The organism is Streptosporangium sp. NPDC002721, assembly GCF_042888905.1.
In the GTDB taxonomy this organism is placed as follows: Bacteria; Actinomycetota; Actinomycetes; order Streptosporangiales; family Streptosporangiaceae; genus Streptosporangium.
On sequence record NZ_JBIAQI010000026.1, the window covers coordinates 99,124 to 123,595 of the forward strand.

General features: G+C 70.8%; 24 protein-coding genes. 5 read left to right on the forward strand and 19 right to left on the reverse strand.

Going from position 1 to position 24,472, the window contains the following annotated elements; genetic code table 11:
• Positions 1–39: 39 nt before the first annotated feature.
• Positions 40–570: a pyridoxamine 5'-phosphate oxidase family protein gene (locus tag ACFYWM_RS32800; protein WP_389921730.1), complete on the forward strand. Its 531-nt coding sequence runs from the start codon at positions 40–42 to the stop codon at positions 568–570.
• A 127-nt stretch (positions 571–697) separates the two neighbouring features.
• On the opposite strand, the gene ACFYWM_RS32805 is transcribed toward ACFYWM_RS32800, so the two are convergent.
• On the reverse strand, positions 698–910 hold the full coding sequence (locus tag ACFYWM_RS32805) for a DUF397 domain-containing protein (RefSeq protein ID WP_389921732.1): 213 nt from the start codon (positions 908–910) through the stop codon (positions 698–700).
• The gene (locus ACFYWM_RS32810) at positions 898–1,764 is read right to left on the reverse strand and encodes a helix-turn-helix domain-containing protein (protein ID WP_389921735.1); all 867 of its coding nucleotides are present in this window, start codon (positions 1,762–1,764) and stop codon (positions 898–900) included. Before ACFYWM_RS32810 ends, ACFYWM_RS32805 begins: the two co-directional genes overlap by 13 nt.
• Before the next feature lie 253 nt (positions 1,765–2,017).
• Here ACFYWM_RS32810 and ACFYWM_RS32815 point away from each other — a divergent pair, with 253 nt between their 5' ends.
• On the forward strand, positions 2,018–2,542 hold the full coding sequence (locus ACFYWM_RS32815; RefSeq protein WP_389921737.1) for an ATP-binding protein: 525 nt from the start codon (positions 2,018–2,020) through the stop codon (positions 2,540–2,542).
• A 689-nt stretch (positions 2,543–3,231) separates the two neighbouring features.
• Here ACFYWM_RS32815 and ACFYWM_RS32820 read toward each other — a convergent pair.
• The 14 genes from ACFYWM_RS32820 to ACFYWM_RS32885 form a co-directional block, all read right to left on the reverse strand.
• Complete coding sequence (locus ACFYWM_RS32820; protein ID WP_389921739.1) at positions 3,232–3,429, reverse strand: hypothetical protein; 198 nt, start codon at positions 3,427–3,429, stop codon at positions 3,232–3,234.
• A gap of 20 nt (positions 3,430–3,449) precedes the next feature.
• Positions 3,450–3,905: a hypothetical protein gene (locus ACFYWM_RS32825; protein WP_389921741.1), complete on the reverse strand. Its 456-nt coding sequence runs from the start codon at positions 3,903–3,905 to the stop codon at positions 3,450–3,452.
• Positions 3,902–4,615, reverse strand: a complete 714-nt coding sequence (locus tag ACFYWM_RS32830) for a hypothetical protein (RefSeq protein ID WP_389921744.1) — start codon at positions 4,613–4,615, stop codon at positions 3,902–3,904. The genes ACFYWM_RS32825 and ACFYWM_RS32830 overlap by 4 nt, the downstream gene beginning before the upstream one ends.
• Before the next feature lie 6 nt (positions 4,616–4,621).
• Entirely contained in the window at positions 4,622–5,533 is a 912-nt protein-coding gene (locus ACFYWM_RS32835) for a LysR family transcriptional regulator (protein WP_389921920.1), read from the reverse strand.
• Between the two features lie 173 nt (positions 5,534–5,706).
• Positions 5,707–6,879, reverse strand: coding sequence for a glycine C-acetyltransferase (locus ACFYWM_RS32840; protein ID WP_389921746.1), 1,173 nt, complete (start codon positions 6,877–6,879; stop codon positions 5,707–5,709).
• Positions 6,880–6,931: 52 nt separating this feature from the next.
• The gene (gene tdh / locus ACFYWM_RS32845) at positions 6,932–7,960 is read right to left on the reverse strand and encodes an L-threonine 3-dehydrogenase (RefSeq protein ID WP_389921750.1); all 1,029 of its coding nucleotides are present in this window, start codon (positions 7,958–7,960) and stop codon (positions 6,932–6,934) included.
• Between the two features lie 169 nt (positions 7,961–8,129).
• The gene (locus ACFYWM_RS32850) at positions 8,130–9,215 is read right to left on the reverse strand and encodes an SPFH domain-containing protein (protein WP_389921754.1); all 1,086 of its coding nucleotides are present in this window, start codon (positions 9,213–9,215) and stop codon (positions 8,130–8,132) included.
• 4 nt (positions 9,216–9,219) lie between these two features.
• On the reverse strand, positions 9,220–9,657 hold the full coding sequence (locus ACFYWM_RS32855; protein ID WP_389921757.1) for an NfeD family protein: 438 nt from the start codon (positions 9,655–9,657) through the stop codon (positions 9,220–9,222).
• 111 nt (positions 9,658–9,768) lie between these two features.
• Positions 9,769–10,905, reverse strand: coding sequence for a fumarylacetoacetase (gene fahA / locus ACFYWM_RS32860; protein ID WP_389921759.1), 1,137 nt, complete (start codon positions 10,903–10,905; stop codon positions 9,769–9,771).
• Positions 10,905–11,756 (reverse strand): hypothetical protein, encoded by an 852-nt coding sequence (locus ACFYWM_RS32865; RefSeq protein ID WP_389921762.1) that lies wholly within the window; start codon positions 11,754–11,756, stop codon positions 10,905–10,907. The genes fahA and ACFYWM_RS32865 overlap by 1 nt, the downstream gene beginning before the upstream one ends.
• Positions 11,757–12,051: 295 nt before the next feature.
• Positions 12,052–13,224 (reverse strand): homogentisate 1,2-dioxygenase, encoded by a 1,173-nt coding sequence (locus ACFYWM_RS32870; RefSeq protein ID WP_389921764.1) that lies wholly within the window; start codon positions 13,222–13,224, stop codon positions 12,052–12,054.
• Positions 13,225–13,391: 167 nt separating this feature from the next.
• Positions 13,392–14,216: a phytanoyl-CoA dioxygenase family protein gene (locus tag ACFYWM_RS32875; RefSeq protein ID WP_389921767.1), complete on the reverse strand. Its 825-nt coding sequence runs from the start codon at positions 14,214–14,216 to the stop codon at positions 13,392–13,394.
• Positions 14,217–14,394: 178 nt separating this feature from the next.
• Positions 14,395–15,711, reverse strand: a complete 1,317-nt coding sequence (gene nhaA / locus ACFYWM_RS32880; protein ID WP_389921771.1) for a Na+/H+ antiporter NhaA — start codon at positions 15,709–15,711, stop codon at positions 14,395–14,397.
• Between the two features lie 123 nt (positions 15,712–15,834).
• The gene (locus ACFYWM_RS32885) at positions 15,835–16,467 is read right to left on the reverse strand and encodes an IclR family transcriptional regulator (protein ID WP_389921774.1); all 633 of its coding nucleotides are present in this window, start codon (positions 16,465–16,467) and stop codon (positions 15,835–15,837) included.
• A gap of 120 nt (positions 16,468–16,587) precedes the next feature.
• On the opposite strand from ACFYWM_RS32885, the gene ACFYWM_RS32890 reads away from it, so the two are divergent.
• On the forward strand, positions 16,588–16,977 hold the full coding sequence (locus ACFYWM_RS32890; protein WP_389921777.1) for a response regulator: 390 nt from the start codon (positions 16,588–16,590) through the stop codon (positions 16,975–16,977).
• An 18-nt stretch (positions 16,978–16,995) separates the two neighbouring features.
• Here ACFYWM_RS32890 and ACFYWM_RS32895 read toward each other — a convergent pair whose 3' ends face one another.
• Positions 16,996–17,655, reverse strand: a complete 660-nt coding sequence (locus ACFYWM_RS32895) for a response regulator (protein WP_389921780.1) — start codon at positions 17,653–17,655, stop codon at positions 16,996–16,998.
• Between the two features lie 164 nt (positions 17,656–17,819).
• On the opposite strand from ACFYWM_RS32895, the gene ACFYWM_RS32900 reads away from it, so the two are divergent.
• Positions 17,820–19,709 carry a DUF4118 domain-containing protein gene (locus ACFYWM_RS32900; protein ID WP_389921782.1) on the forward strand — a complete coding sequence of 630 codons (1,890 nt, stop codon included), beginning with the start codon at positions 17,820–17,822 and terminating at the stop codon, positions 19,707–19,709.
• Between the two features lie 91 nt (positions 19,710–19,800).
• Here ACFYWM_RS32900 and ACFYWM_RS32905 read toward each other — a convergent pair whose 3' ends face one another.
• Positions 19,801–20,610 carry a sensor histidine kinase gene (locus ACFYWM_RS32905; protein WP_389921785.1) on the reverse strand — a complete coding sequence of 270 codons (810 nt, stop codon included), beginning with the start codon at positions 20,608–20,610 and terminating at the stop codon, positions 19,801–19,803.
• A 415-nt stretch (positions 20,611–21,025) separates the two neighbouring features.
• On the opposite strand from ACFYWM_RS32905, the gene ACFYWM_RS32910 reads away from it, so the two are divergent.
• On the forward strand, positions 21,026–22,348 hold the full coding sequence (locus ACFYWM_RS32910; protein ID WP_389921787.1) for a hypothetical protein: 1,323 nt from the start codon (positions 21,026–21,028) through the stop codon (positions 22,346–22,348).
• Between the two features lie 37 nt (positions 22,349–22,385).
• Here ACFYWM_RS32910 and ACFYWM_RS32915 read toward each other — a convergent pair whose 3' ends face one another.
• Positions 22,386–24,071 carry a hypothetical protein gene (locus tag ACFYWM_RS32915; RefSeq protein WP_389921789.1) on the reverse strand — a complete coding sequence of 562 codons (1,686 nt, stop codon included), beginning with the start codon at positions 24,069–24,071 and terminating at the stop codon, positions 22,386–22,388.
• Between the last annotated feature and the right edge of the window lie 401 nt (positions 24,072–24,472).

Sequence of the window (24,472 nt, forward strand, 5' to 3'; positions counted from 1 at the left end):
CGGCCGTGGACCGACCCCTACGGATGGACAAGGACTTCGATGCGCGAAACGCCAGAGGAGCTCAAAGAGCTTCAGGCCCTCCTCGACGCCTCCCTCTCCCGTTCCACCTCGCACCTCCGCTCGATCATCAACGGAGAGCACACCCTGACCGCGGAGCAGCTCACCCAGGTCCTCACCGGCATGCGCACCCTCGCGCTGTCCACCGTGACGGCGAAAGGCGAGCCGCGGATCAGCGGTGTGGACGGGCACTTCCTGCACGGAAAGTGGCACTTCGGCACGGCACGCGACGCCGCCAAGGCCCGCCACCTCGCCGCCAGGCCCGCCGTCAGCGCCGCGCACCTGCGCGGTGAGGAACTGGGCGTGTTCACACACGGCACGGTGGAGATCCTCAACCCCCGGGACGGCGAGCCGGCCGCAGACTGGCCGGACCTGCTTGCGTACCTCAAGGACTTCTACAACGACGACGCCTTCGACTGGGACAACGAGGTGGTCTACTACCGGCTGCATCCGCACTGGATGACCGTCTACACCTCCGACGTCGCGAAGCTCACCGCGGCACCCCGGTCCTGATCCGCGGCCCTGTCCTCGGCTCGGTGATCGGCGTTGATTCTCATGCCTCCGGTTTCCGTCGGTGACCGATGGAGTCCTCCGGGTCGCGAGGCCGGAAGGCTTCCCGCCGGGCATCTGTTGGGTCGGTTCAGTCGAGGTCTCCGTTCTTGATGCTGTCGGCGAAGGTGTTCCACTGGTGGGGGGTGAGGACGAGGGCGGGGCCGGTGGGGTTTTTGCTGTCACGAACGCCCCGGTGGCCGTTGGGCAGGTTGGCGATCTCGACGCAGTTGCTTCCGTCTCCACCGGAGAGAGTGGATTTACGCCAGTGGGCGCTGTGGAGCTCTTGGATCAGGTCGTCCATCGCTGGATCGCCTCCTTGATCATTTTGAGTGATTCGCGCCGGGACAGGGCGTCGGCTCGGATCTCGTTGTGCCTGAATGCTAGCTCTTTCACCTCCCCGGCCCGCTCGGTTACTCGATCTCCCATGCTCTGGGAATCGATGTAGGCAACGGAAGGCTGCCCTTTGGGCATGTCCGCGATGACGAAGCTTCCGAGCAGGCCCACGGTGCTGTAAGCCGCGTACGGAAGCAGATGAAGTGAGGTATGGGAACTTTCCCCGAGTTCCAGGAGATGCCGAAGCTGGCACTTCATCACTTCTGGACTGCCTACGGGTCTGTGCAGGATGCCTTCGTCCAGCACCGCCCAGATCTTGGGAGGCTTGGGCCGCCTGAGGATTTCCTGTCGCTCCAAACGAGCCGCTACACGTTTGTCCGCCTGTTCTGGTGTGATGCCCGGTTCGTTGCTGATCAGGGCTCGCGCGTATCCCTCCACCTGCATGAGTCCGGGAATCATCGACAGTTCCCACATGTGGAGCGCCTCCGCTTCGGGCTCGAACTCCAGCCAGGAGCGGAACCAGCGGGGGACCTGTGTGGCCATGCGATCCAGGCGGTCCAGCAGGTCGACGAGCGTTGTGCCCAGGTCGAGTGCCTCGTCCATCTGGTGGGCCAGTTTCCTGGTGGGTGCCCTGTGGCCGTTCTCCAGCATGCTCAGATGGCTTACGGCGATGGGGACCGCGATGCAGAGCTGCCTTTGAGTAAATCCAGATAAAATGCGGTATTTCCTTAGCTCTCTGCCGAACTGAACGCGCGTGGATTCATGTGAATCCGTATCGAACTCTGACTCTGATTTCGGCTCCGGCTCCGGGGTGATGCTCATTTCGGTCTCCTCTCGTTACCTCTTCAGGAGTCTCCTTCATTTTCATTGCCATGGGAATGGATATGAGGTTTTCGCGGGTTCACAGTGTTGTGAACTTGCTTCGCAGGCTGTGAACCCGCGATAAGCGCAGATCGGCTTTCTCTGTGCCTCCGCGTTTGGGACCGTGTGTCTGTCGAGCCGATGCTGTCGCGGGATGTCAGTTGGTGGCTCACGTGAGAACGGGTCGGTTCAATTCGGTCGGAAGGGTAATTCCATGAAACCGGAGACGTTCAGTGAGATTTTTCTGACCAGTGATCCCAGGGCCGCTTCCAGGGCGCGGGGTGAGGTTCGTGAATGGCTGGGGGAGGGTCATCCGGCCTACGAGAACGCACGGCTGGTCGTGTCCGAACTGGTGACCAACGCTGTCCGGCACGCCCGGTACGGGGTCGCCGGGCAGGCCGGGACTTCCGGTGACGACCCGCTGATCCTGCGGTTGCTGGCGTACGGCGGCCTGCTGCGCGTCGAGGTCGTGGACGCGGGCCTGAGCGTCGAGGAACCCCGTCTCAGGGCGGACCCGGCATGCCTCCTGATGGAGAACGGCCGGGGGCTGGCCATCGTCGGCATGCTCTCGGGCGGAAACTGGGGCTACCGCTCCCACGGCCGCGAACCCGGCCGGACCGTCTGGTGCGAGCTTCCCGCGAATCCACCGCGCTCTGACGGGGGGCTCACCGGGGAAACAGCCTCGCCGCCTCCGGATGACCTCCTTCCCGGAGCGCCGATCTCCGCTCGGCGGGGGTGACGCACCGCTCCCAGCACCCATCGGGAGCCGATGAACCACCCCCGGCGGGTAGTGGCACGCGGGTTCGTCCCCCACGAAAGAACCTGCGGCATGTGCCGCTCCAGTTCCACCTCCCCCGTTGGAGCGCCCCGCCGGGGGTTCTCCCATCCCGATGCCGGAGCCCGCTCGTGAGCCTCGTCACCGGTGGTAGCCGCCGCGATGGGGTATTGACGTCGTGCTCTTGAAGAGTGTCGTACGTCACTTCGCGATGATGACCGGTGGGCCGGTTCCGCGAACGTATCGCATTCCCCGGGAAGTGGGGTGGATGGGGTAAAGCGCTTTCCGAAAACGCGCAGGTCATGGCGCATCCATGAGGCCTCCGTTGCACGAAAAGCCCCATAAGAAGCCTTAAGGACGGGGTGGGTGATATGGAGTTGGTGCTTCAGGCGGCGTTCGGGGGGATGATCGCCGCGACCGCTCTGATGGTGGTGGTCGCGGGGCGTTACTGGCGCCGTCACCGGAACCGGTGGTCCGCTTCGAAGGGGGCGCGAACGGACGACGGGGAGTTCTTGTCGCCTCGGGAACCCGAGGACCGAGGTGACGTGCGTCGCGCGGCCTCGTACCTGCCGATGATGTTCCTGGTCTCGGCGAACGTCCGCGTCACAGGGGCGGGGTACGGCGCAGTGTCGCCGCGGTGTCCTGGAGGGCGTTCAGCAGGGGGACGAGCAGGGGATGCCGCTCGGCGCCTCGGCGTACGGCGGTGAAGACGCGGCGGCCAGCGCGACCACCGCGCTGAAGCCGTCGGAGGAGTAGGCGAAGCCTGCGTACTCGCAGGCCGGTGCGATCACGTCGTGATAGAGGTTGCCCGGATAGGGGCCGATCCAGGTCTCGTTAGACAGGTCGGTCACCGTCACCCCGCTCCAGGAGATCAGAACATTCCGAGGTGGTCGAGGAGTTTGCCGGTGGCGTCGATCAGTGCGCGTGCGGCCGCTATCGCGTGGTCCGCTTCCGCTGTTTCCACCACCTCGTCGGGGAACTCCGGATATTCGAGTTCGTTGCGCCTGCGGCGCATGGTCCCGTACGGCTCGAACGTGGGGCCGAACTGCCGGATCACGGCTTGCTGGACGGCGTAGTGGCCACCGGAGGTCGTGGCCCGTAAACCCTGTTGTGCCAGTAGGCCGGCACAGGCGAAGCGCGCCGCGTCGTAGGCGAGTGTGTAGGCGGAGTTCGGATCGGCCGTTCTGAGCCCTTCGGCGCTGGCGAGGGTGGTGGTCGCCTTCTCCAGCCATCCACTGCCGTCGGTGGCCTCGCCACGGACGCGCTGGAGTTCGCCGGAGGTCAACATCCGCTCGACGTCCGCCTCGCCACGTGTCCACCGTGTCATGGGCCGGGTTTCTCCGATCGGGTGTGGATCTCGGCGGTCAGGTCGATCACGGGGGCTGACCTGATCTGCCTGATGAGGGCGTCGGCCTCCGCGTTCCAGCGGCGGGTGGAGGCGAGGACGGGATTGACCGGCGTGCCGATGCGTTCCTGAGCACGGTCGGCGGCGGCATAGAGGGCGGCACGGTCGACCTCACCGACGACGAGTATGTCAATGTCGTGGGGGACAGGTCCTGGGTTTCCGGCATGGCGGGCGGCCCACGAGCCGAAGATGAGCAGGCGCTCGGTGCCGGGAATGCCGGCGAACTCCTCGCTGATGATCGTACGAGGTCCATATATGTAGCTCAGGATCTCGGTCACGGGCCGGAACAGCGGATGGCCGGTATTGGCGCGCAGGACGTGGGAACGCCCGATCTCGGTGGCAGTGATCAATTGAGCGTCGATGAGGCGATGAACTTCGGCGTGCAAGGTTGAGGGGGCTACGCCCAGATCTCGGGCGAGAGAGGCGAGAGTCCAGTCCTGCCGGGGCCGTAGATAGACGGCGGCCAGGATCTCCGCCTGGGTCCGAGTCTTGAAGATGGGAACGATCGGCGCCGCGACGCTTCGCATGAGCCGAATATATCTTCGGTTATACCGAACATCAATCGTCGTGATGACAGCGGGCGGGTCCACGTCGCCGAGCGTGTTGGCAGAGGAAGTGATGGTGGTCGTCACGGACCTTCAGGGTGACGAGGTTCGGTCCAGGGCCGTCGCGGTGTGCCGGAGGGCGTCCAGCAGGGGGGCGAGCAGGGGGTGCCGCTCGGCGCCTCGGCGTACGGCGGTGAAGACGCGGCGCTCGGGGCCGGGGACCGGGCGGATCACCACGCCGGACAGGTCGGTGCCGCGCAGGGCCAGGCGCGGCACCATCGCCACCCCGGACCCGGCGGCGGCCAGCGCGACCACCGCGCTGAAGTCGTCGGAGGAGTGGGCGAACTCGGGGGTGAAGCCCGCGTGCTCGCAGGCCAGCGCGATCACGTCGTGGCAGGGGTTGCCCGGGTAGGGGCCGATCCAGGTCTCGCCCGACAGGTCCGCGACCGTCACCCCGCCCCCGGAGAGGCGATGGCCCCGGGGGAGCACCAGGTCGAACGGCTCGGAGTAGAGGGGGATGCGCGACAGCCGCCGGTCGTCCTCGGCCGGGGCCCCTCGGTACTCCACGGCCACGGCCGCGTCCACCGCGCCGTCCAGGACCATGGTCAGGCTCTGGTCGCCCTCGGCGTCCAGGACGCGCACCCGGATGCCGGGCTCCTTGTCCCGCAGGACGCCGACCGCGGGCGCCACGACCAGCCCGATCGCGGTGGCGAAGGAGGCCACCTTCACCTCGCCCGCGGTGCCGGCCGTGTAGGCGGCGATGTCGGCCCCGGCCCGCTCCAGCTGGGCGAAGATCTCGTTGGCGTGGTCGAGCAGGATGCGCCCGACGGAGGTGAGCCGCACGCCCCGGCCGTCGCGGTCGAGCAGCCGGTGGCCCACCTCGTGCTCCAGGGCGACGAGCTGCTGGGAGACCGCCGAGGGGGTCAGGTGCAGCGCGGCGGCGGCCGCGGTGACCGTGCGGTGGTCGGCCACCGCACGCAGGGTCCTGAGCCGCCGCGTGTCCATCACCTCTGTATTCTCGCCGAGGTCGCCCGTGAACTGCGCCAAAGACCCGTTTGGCGGTCTTTGGCGGCGCCTGACGACAGCCAAGGCCGGGGTGCCCGGCGATATGGGGTACCCGGTGATGGGCCGGAGCCGGTGTCCGGCCCCGGTGCTCGGTCCCAGGGGGTGACCGGTGGTCAGCCCCTGGCGGCGGCGAAGGCCGCCAGGGCGCGGTCGACGTCCTCGGCCGAGTGGGCCGCGGACAGCTGGACCCGGATGCGGGCCTGCCCGTGCGGGACCACGGGGTAGGAGAAGCCGATCACGTAGACGCCCAGCTCCAGCAGGCGTTCGGCCATCGCGGCGGCCTCGGCGGCATCGCCGATCATCACCGGGACGATGGGGTGGTCGCCCGGCAGGATGTCGAACCCGGCCTCGGTCATGCCGGTGCGGAACCGCTCGGTGTTGGCGCGCAGCCTCGTCCGGGCCTCGTCGGAGCCGCTGATCAGGTCGAGGACGCGCAGCGACGCGGCGGCGATCACCGGGGCGAGGGAGTTGGAGAACAGGTAGGGGCGCGAGCGCTGGCGCAGCAGCTCGCAGATCTCCCTGCGCGCCGACACGTAGCCGCCGCTCGCCCCGCCGAGCGCCTTGCCGAGCGTGCCGGTGAGGATGTCGACCCGGTCGCGCACGCCGTGCAGCTCGGGGGTGCCCCCGCCTCCGCTGCCGACGAAGCCGACGGCGTGGGAGTCGTCGACCATCACCATGGCCCCGTACCGCTCGGCCAGGTCGCAGATCTCGTTCAGCGGCGCGACGTAGCCGTCCATGGAGAAGACGCCGTCGGTGACGATCAGCCTGCGGCGGGCGTCGGCGGACTCCTTGAGCCGCGCCTCCAGCTCGGCCAGGTCGCGGTTGGCGTAGCGCAGGCGCCGCGCCTTGGACAGGCGGATGCCGTCGATGACGCTCGCGTGGTTGAGGGCGTCGGAGATCACCGCGTCGCGGTCGTCGAGCAGCGTCTCGAACACGCCGCCGTTGGCGTCGAAGCACGAGCTGTACAGGACGGTGTCCTCCTGGCCGAGGAAGGCCGACAGCCGCGCCTCCAGCTCCTTGTGCACCTCCTGGGTGCCGCAGATGAAGCGGACCGAGGCCATGCCGAAGCCCCAGCGGTCGAGGGCCTCCTGGGCGGCGGCGACCACCTCGGGGTGGTCGGCGAGGCCGAGGTAGTTGTTGGCGCAGAAGTTGAGGACCTCGCCACCCCCCGCGACCGCGATCCCGGCGCGCTGCGGGGTGGTGATCACCCGCTCGGGCTTGAGCAGCCCGGCCTCGGCGATCTCGTTCAGGGTCGTACGGAAGTCGTCGCGGAGATTGTCGAACATCAGGCGGTCCAATCCGAGATGATCTTGCTGAGGGCGTCGTGGGAACCGGACATCAGACCGTCCAGTCCAGGATGACCTTGCCGGTCCTGCCCCCGGCGGCGGTGTCGAAGGCCGCGTCGAAGTCGCGGTAGGAGAAGCGATCGGTGATCACCGGTGAGAGGTCGAGACCCTTCTCCAGCAGCACGGACATGGCGTACCACGTCTCGTACATCTCCCGGCCGTAGATGCCCTTGAGGGTGATCATCGAGGTCACGACCGTCGCGAAGTCGACGGCGAACTCCTCGGCGGGCAGGCCGAGCATGGCGATCTTCCCGCCGTGCGACATGGAGGCGATCATGTCGCGGAGCGCCTTCGGGTTCCCGGACATCTCCAGGCCCACGTCGAAGCCCTCGCGCATGCCCAGCCCGTCCATGCCCTCCCGGACGGACGTCTCGGCGACGTTCAGCGCCAGGGTGACCCCGAGCTTGCGGGCCAGCTCCAGCCGTTCGGGGCTGACGTCGGTGACGACGACGTTGCGGGCGCCCACGTGGGTGGCCACCGCGGCGGCCATCAGCCCGATCGGCCCGGCGCCGGAGATCAGCACGTCCTCGCCGACCATCGGGAACGTCAGGGCGGTGTGCACCGCGTTGCCGAACGGGTCGAAGATCGCGGCCACGTCGAGGTCGACCGGGACCCGGTGCACCCAGACGTTGGAGGCCGGGAGCGTCAGGTACTCGGCGAAGGCGCCGTCGCGGTTGACCCCCAGGCCGACGGTGCTGCGGCACAGGTGCCGCCGCCCGGCCATGCAGTTGCGGCACTTGCCGCAGACCAGGTGCCCCTCGCCGCTGACCAGGTCGCCGGGGGAGATGTCCTCCACGCCCGGCGCCACCTCGACGACCTCGCCGCAGAACTCGTGGCCGACGACGAGCGGCGTCCGCAGCGTCTGCCGGGCCCACGCGTCGAAACTCCGGATGTGCAGGTCGGTGCCGCAGATCCCGGTGCGCAGCACCCTGATCAGCACCTCACCCGGGCCGACGGACGGCTCGGGCACGTCGGCCAGCCACAGGCCCGGTTCGGCCCTCTCCTTGACCAGCGCTTTCATAGTGGATTCCCCCTCAGCTCCGACCCTACGCACTGTGCCCGGTCGCCTTCGGGGGTGTCCATCGCGGTTTTCTTAACCCCACCCACAGCATTGCTTCACGCCCGGTCCCCGGGACTTGGAGGGTTACCCAGACATCTGACCGCAAACCGACCAGGGGACCTCGGGGGAGTCAGGAGGTGGTGCGGTGGTGGTGCTCCTCCCGCGTCCCCGTACCCAGGAGGCCGTCGCCGGGCAGGTGCGCGGGCGGCGCGTTGAGCTGGCGGGGGCCCAGATCGGCCTCGGCCGCCTCGGCGACCGCGTCGGCGGCGGCCTGCTCGGCCTGCTTGCGCTCCTCGGCCGCGGCCTCGTTCACCCTGGGGGCCTCGCGGACGGCCGACGACTGCGGCAGCGCCTCGGTGAACGCCTTGGAGACGCCCTGGATCGCGGAGGTGACCTCGCTGGGGATCACCCAGAACGTGTTGTTCGGGCCCCTGGCCAGCTCGGGAAGCACCTGAAGGTACTGGTACGCGAGCAGCTTGGGGTCGGGGTCGTTGCGGTGCACGGCCTGGAAGACCTCGTCGATGGCCTGCGACTGGCCCTCGGCCTTGAGGATCGCGGCGCTCCGGTCACCCTCGGCCCGCAGGATCGCGCTCTGCTTGTCACCCTCGGCGGTGAGGATCTGCGACTGCCGCTGGCCCTCGGCGTTGAGGATCGCGGCGCGCTTGTCCCGCTCGGCGCGCATCTGCTTCTCCATCGCCTCCTTGATGCTCTTGGGCGGGTCGATGGCCTTGATCTCCACCCGGTTGACCCGGATGCCCCACTTGCCGGTCGCCTCGTCCAGCACCCCGCGCAGCTGGCTGTTGATCGTGTCGCGCGAGGTCAGCGTCATCTCCAGGTCGAGCGAGCCGACGACGTTGCGCAGCGTGGTGACCGTGAGCTGCTCCACGGCCTGGATGTAGTTGGCGATCTCGTACGCCGCCGCCCGGGGGTCGGTGACCTGGAAGTACAGGACCGTGTCGATCTCGACGACGAGGTTGTCCTCGGTGATCACCGGCTGGGGCTTGAAGGAGACGACCTGCTCACGCAGGTCGATCATCGGGTAGACCCGGTCGATGTAGGGGATCACGAAGTTCAGGCCGGGCTTCAGGGTGGTGTGGTAGCGGCCCAGCCGCTCCACGTTGCGGGCCCGGGCCTGGGGGACGATGCGCACCGAGCGGATCACGGTGAACACGGCCAGCAGGACGACGAGCAGTCCGGCTATGAGCAGAGCGTCCATGCTGTCACTCCCGTGGATACACGAGCGCGGTCGCGCCCTCGATCTCGATGACGTCGACGGTCGCCCCGGCGGGTATCACCAGGGTCTCGTCATAGGCTCTGGCGGACCATTCCTCACCGCCGATCCGCACCCGGCCGTCCCTGCCGGTCACCTCGCGCAGGACGTAGGCGGGCTTGCCCACGAGCGCCTGGATCCCGAACCGCTGGCCGCGGGGTTGCCGCATGGTGAGATGGCGCTTGGCGACGGGCCGGACCAGGGTCACCCCGGCGACCAGGGAGGCGACGAACACCACGAGCTGGAGCGGGACCGGCAGCCCGAGCCCGGCGGCGACGGAGGTGACGAGGGCGGCGCCCCCGAGCAGGCCGAGAGCGGTGGTCAGGGTGAGGATCTCGGCGACTCCCAGGGCGACCGCCAAGATCAACCAGATAACCCAAAACTCCATGCTCCGGCCTCCTGTCTGTACAACGCGCCGGACGTCCGGGAGGTTCCTCTCCCCACGGTATGTCCTCCGCCCGATCGCCGACAGGCCCGGCTCTTACACCGGCCGCCGGGGCTACCGGGCGGGCTCGATCGTGCCCGAGACCGCGCCCAGGGCGATCACGGTCCCGCCGGGTCCCGGGGCGGTCGCGGTGATCGTGACGGTGTCGCCGTCCTCCAGGAAGGCCCTGGCCGAGCCGTCGGGCAGTTTCAGCGGTTCGGTCCCGTTCCAGGTCAGCTCGATCAGCGAGCCGCGCTCGCCGGGGGCGGAGCCGGAGACCGTGCCGCTGGCGTAGAGGTCGCCGGTGCGCAGGGCGGCGCCGTTCACGGTCATGTGGGCGAGCATCTGCTCGGGCGTCCAGTACATGTCCCGGTACGGGGGCCGGGAGACGACCTCGCCGTTCACGGAGACCTCCAGCCGCAGGTCGAGCCCCCACGGCTCCTCGCGGCGCAGGTAGCCGAGCGGCTCGGGGTCCTGCGGCCTGCCCTCGACGCGCGCCTCCGACAGGGCCGCGAGCGGGGTGATCCACGGCGACACCGAGGTGGCGAAGGACTTGCCCAGGAACGGGCCCAGCGGGACGTACTCCCACGCCTGGATGTCGCGGGCGCTCCAGTCGTTGACCAGGGTCACGCCGAACACGTGGTCCTCGAACCGCCCGGCCCGGTCGCCGAGGGCCGTGGGCACGCCGACGACGAATCCCAGCTCCGCCTCGATGTCCAGCTTGGCGGACGGGCCGAAGACCCCCGCGCCGCGCTGCCCGCAGGGCCGGGTGACCGGGGTGCCGGACGCGACGACCGTCCCGGACCTGCCGTGGTAGCCGACCGGCAGGTGCCGCCAGTTCGGCTTGAGCGGCTCCTCGTCGGGGCGGAACATCCGGCCCAGATTGGAGGCGTGCTCCAGCGAGCAGTAGAAGTCGACGTAGTCGGCCACCTCGATCGGCAGGTGCAGCGTGACCTGGTCGAGCGGGACGAGGTGCGGCTCCGTCACCGCCCGGTCGGTGCTCAGCTTGTTCTGGATCAGGGCCCGGGTGTCGCGCCAGGCGGCCGGGCCCCGGGACATGAAGGCGTTGAGCGAGCCGGTGGCGAACACCTCGTCGTGCAGGGCGCCGGCCAGGTCCAGCACGTGGTCGCCGTACCGGACGCCGACGCGGGGGGTCTCCCCCTCGTGGCGGGAGAAGACTCCGTAGGGCAGGTTCTCCAGGCCCCAAGACATCACGCGCTCTCCTCTTCTGTGTCTTCTTCGCCTTCTGTGCCGGGGGCGGGCGGGCGCCGGTCTATCAGGCACAGGGCCGCCAGGTCCTCGATCGGGGTGCGCGTGTCGCACGACCCGTACGACACCAGCAGCTCCCTGGCGCGCGTCGCGGTGTCGCCGGGCACGGCCTGGGCCAGGCGTACCAGCTCGCCGACGTCGGTCAGCTTCAGCACCGGCACCGGGTCGCGCTCCTCGACGGCCGCGCAGACCGCGAGGACGAGGTTGAGGAAGCCGTGGCGGTCCACGCCCAGCACGGGGTCGAAGTGGCGGACCGCGTTGTGCAGCCCGGCGGTCGCCTTGAACGGCACGCCGTACTTCGCGCAGTGCGCGACGAGGGCGCCCAGGTCCGAGGCGCCGGGGAAGGCTCCGGCCGTCAGCCCGCCGCAGCGGAACTTCAGGCCGGGGCCGGTGCCGTCGCGCGGCAGGGAGGCGCGGTCGTCCGGGGAGACCTCCACGAACAGCCGGGCGCCGCCGGGCAGCCGCCCGGCCAGCCGCTCCGACACGCTCCGGGGGGTCTCGCCCGGCGCCTGGCGAACCTCGACCAGCTCGACGGCGACGCCGTCGAGGGACGGGACGTCGGGGGTGTCCAGGATGAGGCCGAGCCGGATCGGGAAGGTCAGGTGGTCGCGAAGCTCCGCCAGGCGTCCGGCGGGGCAGAGGAACCGGTGGGTGAGCACCGGGTCGTTGCCCGCCAGGTCGTTCCGGTGCCGCTCCAGGGCCTCGGCCATCGGCAGGCCGGTCGGCGGGAACAGCCCGGCGTCGTCGACGAGTTCCCGGAAGAGCGGCGCCGTCGTCGTGCCTGCGTCGTTCACGTTCGCACCCGTCCCTGTCCCCGTCGTCCCCGTCGTCCCCGTCGTCCCCGTCTCCGTCCTCATGCCCCTGTCCCTACCCCGTGGCGGGCCCGTGACCGTGCTCCTCGGGCCCGAGAGGTCGTGCCCGCCTTCGTGCGGGCCTCCGAGGCCGCGTCCGTGACCGTGCCCGCCTCCGGGGCGAGGGCCGGGGCCGGGGGCGCGTCCGGGGCGAGGGCCGGGGCCGGGGGCGCGTCCGGGGCGAGGGCCGGGGCCGGGGGCGCGTCCGGGGCGAGGGCCGGGGCCGGGGGCGCGTCCGTCAACGGGCCCACGTCCAGGCGTACGCGGGGTCCTCCACCGACAGCCCGGCCGGGCCCAGGTCGAGGGGGCGGAAGGTGTCGACCATCACGGCCAGCTCGCTCGTCCGCGTGTGGCCCTGTCGCACCGCCTCGATGACGGCCTCGACGGCGCCCGGCTGCGGGCCGTGCGTGAACCCCGCCGGGTGCAGCGAGACCGAGCCCACGTCGATGCCCGACCCCCTGCGCGCGGTGTAGTCGCCCCCCGCGTAGAACATCAGCTCGTCGGAGTCGACGTTGTGGTGGTTGTAGGGGATCGGGATCGCGTCCGGGTGGAAGTCGAGCGGCCGGGGGCAGAACGAGCAGATCACGAAGTTGGGACCCTCGAAGGTCTGGTGCACCGGCGGCGGGGCGTGGGTGCGCTTCACGACCGGCTCGAAGTCGTTGATGTTGAACGCGTACGGGTAGAGGCAGCCGTCCCAGCCGACCACGTCGAACGGGTGGTCGCGGTAGACCAGCCGGGTGAGCCCGCCGCGCGTGCGGACGAGCACCGGCACCTCCTCGCCCTCGGCGATCAGGGGCTCCTGCGGGGTGCGCAGGTCGCGCTCGGAGTAGGGCGCGTGCTCCAGGAACTGGCCGTACTTGGACAGGTAACGCTTGGGCGGCCGGATGTGGCCCGCCGCCTCGATGACGAACGCCGTGACGGGGCCCCGGGGCACCCACCGGTGGATCGTCCCGGTGGGGACGACGACGTAGTCGCCCTCCCCGGCCTCGATCGCCCCGTACGTCGACTCGAACCCGACCCGCCCGCTCGCGATGTAGACGCACTCGTCGCCCATGGAGTTGCGGTAGAGCCCGCTGGCCTCCTCGCTCGCGGCGTACGACATGCGGACGTCGGCGTTCCCGGCGAGCAGCCCGCGCCCGGTGACCAGGTCACCCCCGGCGGGCAGGTCCTGGGTGCGCAGGTGGCGGGGGGAGAGGGGCACGTTGGGGGTGAGGAGCCCCCGCGACGCGTCGGGCTCGACGGCCTCGGCCTTGATGATCGCCGTGGGGAGGTGGCGGTGGTAGAGCAGCGACGAGTCGCTGGAGAACCCCTCCTCGCCCATCAACTCCTCGGCGTACAGCCCGCCGTCGGGCCGCCGGAACTGCACGTGCCGCTTGCGAGGGATCTCCCCTACGACCCGGTAGTACGGCATCCGACTCTCCCGTCTCTGTCCGTTTATCGGACGCATGCGTCCTTTATACGAACAACCATCTGCCAGGGGCGGGGAGATGTCAAACGTCGTCCCGGTACGTGTCCCTCGGTACCCCGGCGCGAAGGGTTAGCGTCTCCGTCCGGGCACGCCTGTCCGGTGAAGCACGCCTACCCGGCGCCGCGGTCCGTGTCGCGGCCGGTGCCCTCCCCGTCCGGACCGGGGGTGTCCCGGCCCAGACCCCGGCGGATCGCGATCTCCACGGGTGAGTACGCGCCGTCGGCCCGCTCCAGCTCGTACGGCGCGGCCGGCATCAGCGGAGGCTGGGCCATGAAGCGCGGCCGCGCCCCATGGTGCGGTTGCGCCGCGTGCACCAGGAACGGATGGCACAGGAAGACGTCGCCCGGGGAGCCGGTGGCGAGGGCGAGCGGCCGGTGGCCGGACGCCGCCACCAGGTCGGGCGCGAGGGTCAGCCCGCTCGCCCCGTCCTCCCCGTACTTCTCCAGCACCTCCGGCACGTCGAGGTGTGAGCCGACCCGGATCCGGGTCGGGGCGTCCTCCTCGCCGACCTCGCTGAACAGGAACAGCATCAGCAGCGCCCGGCCCCGGGAGCGCAGGTTCGTGAAATACCAGCTCTCGCCCTCCGGCAGGTAGCTCCCCTCGATGTGCCAGCCCGCGTCGTCCGGCTCCTCCTCGTGCGGGAAGCGCAGCGGGAACGAGCCCAGCGAGTAGCGCGGCACCCAGCGTCCCGCGCCGACGAGCAGGTCGTACGCGTGCTGCAGGAACGGGGAGTTGGGCGCGGCGGCGAACGGTCCCTGCGCCATGTCGGCCACCCAGTGCACGGGCCGCGTCCACGTCGCCGGATCGTCCGCGTCGCAGCCGGTCTCTCGCCACAGCAGCCGCGCGCAGTCCGCGGCCACGCGCGGCGCGACGGCGCCCTCCAGTTTCACGAAGCCGTCGTGAAGGAAGCGGGATACCAGGGTCGTGTCGTCCATGTTCCCCATCGTGCGGCGACACCGGCCCCGATCGCCCGACATTCCTCGCACCGCCTTTGTCGGGTGTTCCCTGATTCTCGCGTGCCGCGTGCCGCGTGACGGAGGGGCAGGAGGTTGCGCCCCCACGGCAACCGTCTCGAATTCCTGGAACCGCGTCCCTGAGCGCGTTCAGGGACGTTCAGGGACGCTGCTGGTAGACGTCGGGGATGCCGTCCTGGTCACGGTCGGCGGTCTCGGCCTCGTGGAGGCGCCGGTAAACACGGTTGCGCAGGCGGAGGATCAGCGCCGCCACCAGCGCCGCGATCAGGGAGCCCGCCAGGACCGCCACCTTGACGTGGGCGTCGCGCTCGCTGCCGGTCCCGAAGGCCAGCTCCCCGACGAGCAGGGAGACGGTGAACCCGATCCCGCCCAGCACCGACAGCCCGCCCACGTCGACCCAGGCCAGGTTCTCGTCCAGGTCGGCGCGGGTGAAGCGGGACACCAGCCAGGTCGCGACCATGATCCCGACGGGTTTGCCGGCCACGAGCCCGACGACGACGCCGATCGCGACGGGGTCGGTCAGGGCGGTGACCAGGCCGTCCGGGCCGCCGATGCCCACCCCCGCCGACAGGAACGCGAAAACCGGCACGGCCACCCCGGCCGAGAGCGGCCGCAGGCGGTGCTCGAAGTGTTCGGCCAGGCCGGGCCCGGCGTCCGGGCCACCCGCCCGCTCGCTACGGACGACCGGCACCGTGAAGGCCAGCAGCACCCCGGCGACGGTGGCGTGTACGCCCGAGGCGTGCATCAGCGCCCAGGTCGCGACGGCCAGGGGCAGCAGCAGCCACCAGGCGCGCACCCGGCGCCGTACCAGCAGGGCGAAGACCGCCAGTGGCACCAGCGTGCCCAGCAGCGGCAGTGGCGACAGGTGCTCGGTGTAGAAGATCGCGATGATGACGATGGCCAGCAGGTCGTCGACCACGGCCAGGGTGAGCAGGAAGGTGCGCAGCGCCGCGGGCAGGTGGCGGCCGATGACCGCGAGCACGGCCAGCGCGAACGCGATGTCGGTGGCCGTCGGGATCGCCCAGCCCCTCGCCGCGCCGTCACCGGCGCCGCTGGAGAGGGTGACGAGCAGGTACAGCACGGCCGGGACGACGACACCCCCGAACGCGGCGGCGACCGGCACCGCGGCCCGCCGCGCCTGGCGCAGGTCACCGGCGACGAACTCGCGTTTGAGTTCGAGCCCGGCCACGAAGAAGAAGATCGCCAGCAGCCCGTCGGAGGCCCAGGCCGCCAGGCTCAGATCCAGGTGCAGGGCCGCGGGGCCGACCCTGACGGCGCGCAGCGCCTCGTAGGCTCCCGACCAGGGGGAGTTCGCCCAGATCATCGCCGCCACCGCACCGGCCAGCAGCAGCGCCCCGCCGACGGTCTCCCCGCGCAGGATGTCCGCGACGCGGCGGGCCTCGTCCCACGAACCCCGGCTGAACAGGCGAGGCGTTCCGGGCGAGATGTCGTTCATCGGTGCTCCACTTCGGGGTCGGGTCAGACACTGCCGACCAGACTTCCCGGCGCACCGGCGTTCACCCTACCCGCGGGCCCACCGGGATTCGGCGCGGGGGTGCCGCGCCGGGGCCGGAGGGGCTCAGGTCAGCGAGCCGGACAGCTCCGCGGCGGCGGCGGCGACCCGGGGACCCACGGAGTCCGGGTCGAGCGGGGTGAAGGTGACCACGCCCACCGACGCCTCCAGCCAGGGAAGGCCGGGCACGGGGGCGGCGACGCCCCTCGCCCCCTCCTGGAGCTGGCCCTCGGAGACCAGATAGCCGGTACGGCCCTCGCGCAGGGCGAGGATGGCCAGTCCGGCGGCACCCCGTTCCAGCGGGTGGCGGGAGCCCTCGCGGTAGGCGACGTGCATGTTCGTCCAGGAGGGTTCGACCACCGCCACGGCCAGGCCGTCGTCGCCCTCGGCCACCGTCAGGTGCGCGGTCGCCCCGACCTCCTCGGCGAGCCTGCGCAGGGTGGGGAGGGCACCCTCCCGCAGCAGCGGCTGCACGGCCCGGGCCAGGACGAGGACCCCGAAGCCCAGGTGGACCCGCCCGTCGCCGTCCCGGCGGACGAAGCCCTCGCTCTGGAGGGTGGTGAGCAGCCGGTACACCGCCGGGCGGCTCAGCTCCAGCTCCGCGGCCAGCTCCGTGGGGGTACGGCCCCGCCGCCCGTCGGCGAGCAGGCGCAGCAGCCGCAGGCCGCGCTCCAGGGTCTGCGAGGATTCGGCCGGCATCTAGGACGCCCGCTGGGCTGGAAGCATGCCCCGATTATCGCCCGGCACCCGAGATGCCCACCGGGCCGGACCCCCGCTAGCTGCAATGTCCTGGGGTCGTTTCCCTGGGATTCTCGAGGTGTGGCCATACGCTGCCTCATCGTCGATGACAGCGATCACTTCCGCACCGCCGCCCGGGTGTTGCTCGAGATGGAGGGGATCGCCGTGGTCGGCATGGCCTCCGCGAGCGACGACGCCCTCCGGCAGGCCGGCGACGTCCGGCCGGACGTCGCGCTCGTGGACATCGATCTCGGCGAGGAGAGCGGCTTCGACCTGGCCCGGCGGCTCGTGGACGCGCGGCCCGGCACCCCGCGCGTCATCCTGATCTCGACGCACGCGGAAGGAGACTTCACGGAGATGATCGCGATCAGCCCCGCCATCGCGTTCCTCCCGAAATCAGCCCTTTCCGGGGCGGCCATCCGGGAGATCCTTGAAGGGGGCGACGGCGACGGCCCCGCGCGCGTCCCGTGACGCCGGATCCGTTCCCTCTCAGCGGGCGTCGAGGAAGGTCAGCACGGCGAGGACGCGGCGGTGGTCTTCTTCCGTCCCCGGTATCCGCATCCTGGACAGGATGCTGTGCACGTGCTTCTCGACCGTGCCCTCGGTTATCCACAGCTTGTGCGCTATGCCGGAGTTGGAGCGTCCCTCGGCCATCAGGGCCAGAACCTCCTGCTCGCGCGCGGTGAGGAGCCCCAGCGGGTCGTCCCTGCGGTGGGTCCTGATGAGTTCCCGTACGAGGCTCGGATCGACGACCGAGCCGCCCTGGGCGATGCGCCCGAGCGTCTCCATGAAGTCTTCCACGCCGGTCACCCGGCTCTTGAGCAGGTAGCCGACCCGATGGCCGGTGGCGAGCAGCTCCATCGCCTCCTCCACCTCGATGTGCGCGGACAGCAGGAGGATCCCGGTCTCCGGGAACTCCTCGCGGATCACCCGCGCCGCGTCGAGACCCTCGTTGGCGTGGGCCGGTGGCATCCGGATGTCGAGAACGACGAGATCCGGCCGGTGCAGCCGGACGAGGGCGAGGATCTCCGGCGCGTCCCCGGCCTGGCCGACGACCTCGAAGCCCGACCGCGACATGAGGCTCGCCATCCCCTCGCGGAAAAGCACATCGTCGTCCGCCAGCGCTATTCGTATTCGGTCCTCGCTCACGGCTCCCGCCCTTTCGCCATGCGTTTCTCCGTTAATTCTGGATACAGAGACGGTCACGCGGGGTTAAAGGAAAAACGCCTCGGATGCCCAGGTGGCCGTACGTGCGGAGTACGGTCGGGGAAAGCTGCCAATCCCCTTCCTGGCATGCGAGTATCTTAGTCTCTATGCGCGAACGGCTTTTGTCGTTATTGCTGCGCACAAAGCGGCCACCCCTCGTGGCGGGGATCATCTGTGGCGTCCTGTGCATCGCGGCGGAAGTCCTGCTGTCCCTCTTCCTGGAGCGCGTGACGTCGGGTGACTTCCTCGGGGGGATCTATCTGCTCGGTGTTCTGCTGGTCTCGGTCGTGTGGGGTCTGGGCCCGGGGCTGGCGACCCTGGCGGGCAGCGCCGTCGCCTTCGTCCACTTCAACCTCCTGCCCGCGTGGAGCTTCTCGTATGAGGCGAGCTGGCGCTGGACCCCGCTCCCGATCTTCCTTCTCGTCGGGGTGGTGATCAGCTCGATCGCGGCGCTGGTGCGCTCGCTGAACATCCAGGCGGACGACCGTCGTCGCGAGGCGGACCTCGCCGCGCACCTGGCCCACCTCCTGTTGCGTACGAAGTACCTGGAGGCGGCGCTGCCACCGGCCTCGCGCCTCCTGGCCGGGACCCTGGGGATACCGAACCTGGAGATCCGGCTTGGGGCGGTCCCGGCGGAGGAGCACGCGGAGGTGGTGCCGCTCATGGAGAGCGGCGCCAGGGTCGGCACGCTGGTCCTGCCCGCCGGGGTGCCCGAGCCCGTACGGAGGCGTCTGCGCGAGCGGGTGGTGCCCTCCCTGGAGGCGCTGCTGAGGGCGGCCCGTGATCGCGAGAACACCGGGGCCGTCCTGGCGTCCAACCGTGACGAGATCCGCCGGATCGCGCGGGAGCAGGCGGCGTTGCGGCGCGTCGCGACACTCGTGGCGCGGGGCATCTCCTCGGTGGAGCTGTTCAACGCGGTCGCCTACGAGATGGGGTCCCTCATGAAGGCGGACCATGTGGCGATCAGCCGCTACGACCCCGGCCACGTGACGGTGCTCGGCTCGTGGAGCTGGCGGGACGGCACGGAGAAGGTGCTGCCCCTCGGCTCGCAGTGGCCGCTCAGCGAGGTGAGCGTCTCGGCCACCGTACTGAGGACGGGGCGCCCGACGCGGAGGGCGGACTACGGCCGGAACACCGGAAAGATCGCCGGTTGGGCCAAGAAGATGGGGGTCACCTCCGCCATCGGCTCTCCCATCGTCGTCGACGGCTACCTGTGGGGCGTGATGCTCGTCTTCTCCAGCGCCCGGGAGCCGAGGTTCGAGGGCGTGGAGGAGAGCATGATGGACTTCACCGAGCTGGTCGCGACCGCCATCTCGAACGCCCAGGCCCGCACCGAGCTCGCCGCCTCCCGCGCCCGCGTCGTCGCCGCGGCCGACGAGACCCGTCGGCGCATCGAGCGCGACCTGCACGACGGGGCCCAGCAGCGCCTCGTGTCGCTCGGGCTCGAACTACGTGCCGCGGAGGCCGGGGTGCCGCCGGAGATGACCGAACTCAGGGGGCGGCTGTCCCGCGCGGTCCAGGGGCTGACCGGGGTCGCGGACGACCTGCGGGAGCTCTCGCGCGGCATCCACCCGGCGATCCTCTCGAAGGGCGGGCTCGTACCCGCGCTGAAGGCGCTCGCGCGCCGCTCCGCCCTTCCCGTGAAACTCGAACTGGCCCCCGTCCCGCCCCTGTCGAAGTGCGCCGAGGTGGCCGTCTACTACACGGTGGCGGAGGCGCTGACCAACGTGGCGAAGCACGCGAACGCCTCCGAGGTGCACGTCACCCTGGACACGGCCGGGACGACCCTCCGGCTCTCGGTCCACGACGACGGGGGCGGAGGAGCCGACTACGGCAAGGGGTCGGGGCTCATCGGGCTCAAGGACCGCATCGAGACGCTCGGCGGCAGGCTGAAGGTCGTGAGCTCCGCGCAGGAGGGGACGTCGCTGTCCGTGACGATACCGGTCGTGGACGACACCGACTGTGACGACACCGGTCGCGACTGTTCCGCCCCGTGATCACCTCTCCCCGTGGCGGTGCCGTTCCGGGACGGTGGGCGGTCCCGCGCATCGGGTTCACGCCGACGATCGGTGCCGGTCGCAGCTGGTGTCAGGGGTGTTCGGGCGACCGGTGACCGGCGAGGGGGAGGCGGAGGACGAACCGCGCGCCGCCGGTGCTGGAGTCCTCCACGTCGATGGTCCCCCGGTGGGCCTCGGCGATGTCACGGGCGATCGTGAGGCCGAGCCCGGTGCCCCCTCGGTCGCGGCAGCGGGCGGTGTCCAGCCGGGTGAACCGTTCGAAGATCCTCTCCCGGTCGGCGGCGGCGATGCCGTCACCGTCGTCGGCGACGGACAGCTCGCCGTACCGGCCGTTCCGGCACACCTCGACCAGCACCGCGTGCCTGGCGTGGCGCTGGGCGTTGTCCAGGAGATCGGCGAGGAGCCGGGTGATCTCCGCGTTGACGACGTCCGCCCGTACCCCGGGGGCGAGCCGGAGCCGTACGGGGACACCGTTCTCACGTCGCGAGACCGCGGTGCGGGCCATCTCCCCCAGATCCACGGTGACGAACGCGTCAGGCGTGTTGGCCCCCACCTTCGCCAGCACCAGCAGGTCGGTGACGATCGTCTGGAGCCGGCCGACGCCCTCCAGCGCGTCTGACAGGAGTTCGTCCAGATCCGTCTCGCCGGGATGCAGCCGCGCCTCCTCCAGGAGCGTTCTGAGACCGGCGATCGGGGTGAACAGCTCGTGCGAGGCGTCGGCCACGAACCGCCGCTGCTGGGTCAGCGACCGGTCGACCCGGCTTCTGGCGCTCTCCAGCCGGTCCAGCAGGTCGTCGGTGGCCAGGGCGAGATGCTTGATCTCGTCCGCCCTCGGAAGGCCGTGAAACCCGTTGCTCAGATCCTTGGCGCGCGGCGACATGAGGGTCCGTTTCGATATGGGGCGATCAGGGCGCTTTCGTCGGCGGCGATGGAGTTTCCCATCGGTGGCTCGACGGCCCGGGGGAGCCCGCTCGCCTCTGGACAGGTGTTCACCGCATCATGATGTCGCCTCCGCCGCCCGTCGTCTGCGCTGGCAGCCCCAGTCTGGGGCTTCATGCCAGCGGGGTCCCCGGCATTCCGGCTAGCCGCAACACCCCGGGCGCCGTCCGGGCCGGGGACGCTCGTTCCGGCACGGCTCACCTCGGCACGGTGGCGGTGTGAGGCGTGACGGCCGGTACGGGGCCGGTGGGATATATCGGAATGCTGAGGATTCCTTGACTGGGGCTGTCGAGCCCATTGTGATCTGGGTAAAGTGCAGATCGATCGTTTTGACCAGCTTCCGGGGAGTTCAGGACATGCGACTTACTCTGCGCCGGGCTCTCGCCATGGGCGCCACGCTCGCGCTCGTCGGTGTCATGACACCCGGGGCCGCGTACTCGCAGGACGACCCACGCAGCTGCAACGACCTGCTGGGAGCCGACACCCCGGCCTACGTCGTGTGCCACTGGCTGGCCAAGCCGGAGGAGGCCCTCGGGGTCGCGCTGTTCTGGGGCGCCAACGACGGCGCCAACCTCAAGGAGGCCACCCCGAGCGAGGGCAAGTTCCTCGACTGCTCGGCCGCCGGGTCGGCCTGCCCGGAGCCGCCCGGTGGCGGTTCCGAGGGCGACGAGAACTCCCCCTTCCCCGAGGGGGCCGACGACGGCGGCGCGCCCGAGTGCGAGGCCGGCCAGTCGTGCTCGGTCGACGGGCACGGCGAGGGCGGCGACGGCACGGTCGCCGGGGCCGAGCAGACCGGTGCCGTCACCCCGACGCCGACCCCCACGGGCACCCAGGACCCCGCGATCGCGGCCGCGGCGCAGACTCCCGCCGGTCAGGCGATCACCGCGGCGAAGGCCGTACAGCTGAGGGTCTGGGTCGACACCGAGCTGGCCGACGACTGGAAGGCCGGCACCGAGACCTTCACCGCCGCCGTCAAGCGCATCGGCGCGCTGGCCTCGCGCCCGGAGGTGGCGGGCATCCGGTTCACCTCCCAGCTGGGCTACAACACCACGTTCAAGACCGACGAGGAGATCACCGCGTTCGTCACCGCGGCCTCCGACGCCCTCCGCCAGGCCGCGCCCGGCAAGCGGCTGGGCATCCACACGGTGGTTCCCGAGCTCGCCTGCGGCGCGAACGAGGCCTGCAAGGCCGAGATGCGCAAGCGGTACCCGCTGCTGGCCCCCGAGAAGATCGAGTCTCCCCTGATCGCGGGCCGCGTCGACCAGCTCTCCCTGGACACCGGCCTGCTGTACGGCGGCTACGACACCTGGAAGATCGACGCCGAGCAGGCCCACCTCAACCAGTGGATCCAGGTCCGCGCCCGCTCGTGGGACGTCCTGGCCCAGGTCGCCGCCGAGGAGACCGGGCTCGTCGGCCAGGTGACCGCGGACAAGGTCGCCACCCGCCTGTCGACGCCCGTCAAGGACGGTGCCGCCCAGCAGGTGAACGTGTGGACCAGCGTCCAGAACGCCCAGGGCGCCGTGAGCCGGTTGACCGCCTGGGACCAGCTGAAGAAGCTCGTCCCGATCCAGCGCCGCCTGGCCGCCGTCTACAACCCGGCCGCTCCCGAGACGGACGTGGCCGCCGACCTCAAGAAGCTCTCCGAGGTCTTCGGCCAGATCTATCTCACGACCGCCTGATCTTCCTCCCTCGCCCCCCGGCGGGCCGCCTCGGGAGTCACGCGCTCCCGAGGTCGGTGAGGTGCTCCATCGCGGTGAGGTCGATCTCCATCGCGCTCGTCCTCGGGGGCAGGCCCAGCGCCTGAACCGTACCCGCGCGCAGCTCGCCCGCGTGACCCAGCACGGCCTCGCCGACGAGCAGTTCCAGGCAGCGTCCGGGCAGCCAGGGGGCGTACTCGGTGGGCCGGGTGACCAGCCCGGCCCCCATGATGTGCGCCGCCGTACGCGCGGCGTCGACCGCGCGGGCCCACGACGACTCCCCGGTCAGGGCGGCGGCGAGGTGGCGGGGCTGGGCGGGGATGGCGGTGTTCAGCGCGTCGAGCTGGTCGTCGGTGGGACGGCGGTCCGCCCGGGGGACGGGCGGGAGGCCGCCGCCCGCGAGGGGGACGAAGACCGTCCCCTGTTCGAAGAGCGCCGGGGCGTGGTTTCCCCGGGCGAGGTTGAGCCCCAGCGCGGCCAGCAGTCCGGGGAGGAGCGTCGTGCGCAGCGACGGCTCGCGCGGGCTGATCGGGTTCGTCAGCGTCAGCGTGGCCCGGCGCGGGTCGTCGGGCGCCAGGCCGAAGGCGTCCCACGCGGCGTCGCAGACGAAGGGGAAACACGGCGTCTCGACGTATCCCGCTCCGGCCAGCGCGTGCCCGATGCGCCGCCGCAGGTGCTGCGACCGGGGGAGCCCCGCACCGGCCTCCCGCCTTCGTACGCTCCTCGCGCCGTGGCCGCGCGCCAGCGGGATGGTCTCCATGTCGGGTACGGCCCGCGCGGCCGGTACGGCTCGCGTGGTGGCCGTGATCGCGGACGTGGTCCGGGGAAAGGGTCTGGCCCGCGGCCTGCCGGGGGCGAGCTCGTCCATCCCGAGGGGGAAGCGGACGTCGCCGTCGACGACGTCGCGCATGTCCCTCAGCCCGTGCCGGAGCATCAGCGTGCGCTCGACGCCCATGCCGAAGGCGAAGGCGCCGTACCGGTGCGGATCGACGCCGCAGGCGGCCAGCACCCGGGGATGGACCATGCCGCACCCGCCCCACTCGATCCATCCCTCGCCGCCGCAGGTCCCGCACGGGTTCGCGGACGGGGCTCCGGGGGCGCCTTCCGGAGGCGCCGCGGCGGGATCCTCCTCGGCGGTGTCGCGGCAGACGGCGCACTCCACGTCCACCTCCGCCGACGGGTCGGTGTAGGCGAAGTGGTGGGTGCGGAGCCGGGTGACCGTACCCCTGCCGAACATGGAGACGGCGAAGTGGTCGAGGGTCTTCTTCAGGTCGACCATGGTGAGGCCCAGGTCGACGGCGAGGCCCTCGACCTGGTGGAACACCGGGCTGTGGGTGGCGTCGGCCGTGTCGGGACGGAAGACGCGGCCCGTACAGACCACGCGAAGGGGCGGGGGCGTGTCGAGCATCGCCCTCACCTGCACCGGTGAGGTGTGCGGGCGCAGCACGAGACCCGACCCGCGGCCGGGGGCCGAGGGGTTCTCGACGTGGAAGGCGCGTCCGGGAGCGCGGGAGGGGTGGCGGTCGTCCATGTTGAGGGCGTCGAAGGCGAACCACCCGGCCTCGACCTCGGGTCCCTCGGCGACGCCGTAGCCGAGGTCGAGGAAGACGTCGGTCATCTGCTCGGCCATGATGGTCACCGGATGCCGGGCGCCACGCGAGTCGTACGGCGCGCTCCCGGCGCGGTCGCTGGATGCGCTCCTCATCAATTGCTTCTGCCTTCTTCCTCTGTGGGGCTGTGGGGCGCTCCCCGCCCTCTCCCCGGGCGGGCGGCTCCCGGGGCGGTCAGGCGGAAGGCGAGGGCCGCCGGATCGCCTTTCGGCCGGGACGTGACGGGAAGCGAGCGGAAACGCGGACCGTGGCGACCGGACGGCCTCACGCGCGAGACGTGAGGTCGCCTTCCGGAAGGGGAGCGGTGCGCGACAGCCGTTCGGGAACACCGGCGCTCACACGTCATTCCGAGTCTTCGCTACGCTGAGCGCTTGTGTGACTACCCAAAGTTATTGCCCGGTCAATGGTGAGTCAACATGCCACCAGATCGGCGCCGGGGTGAAGTGGGGGACGGTCCGGCCACATTCGAGAGGAATCGGCGGCCGGGACGGTGAGA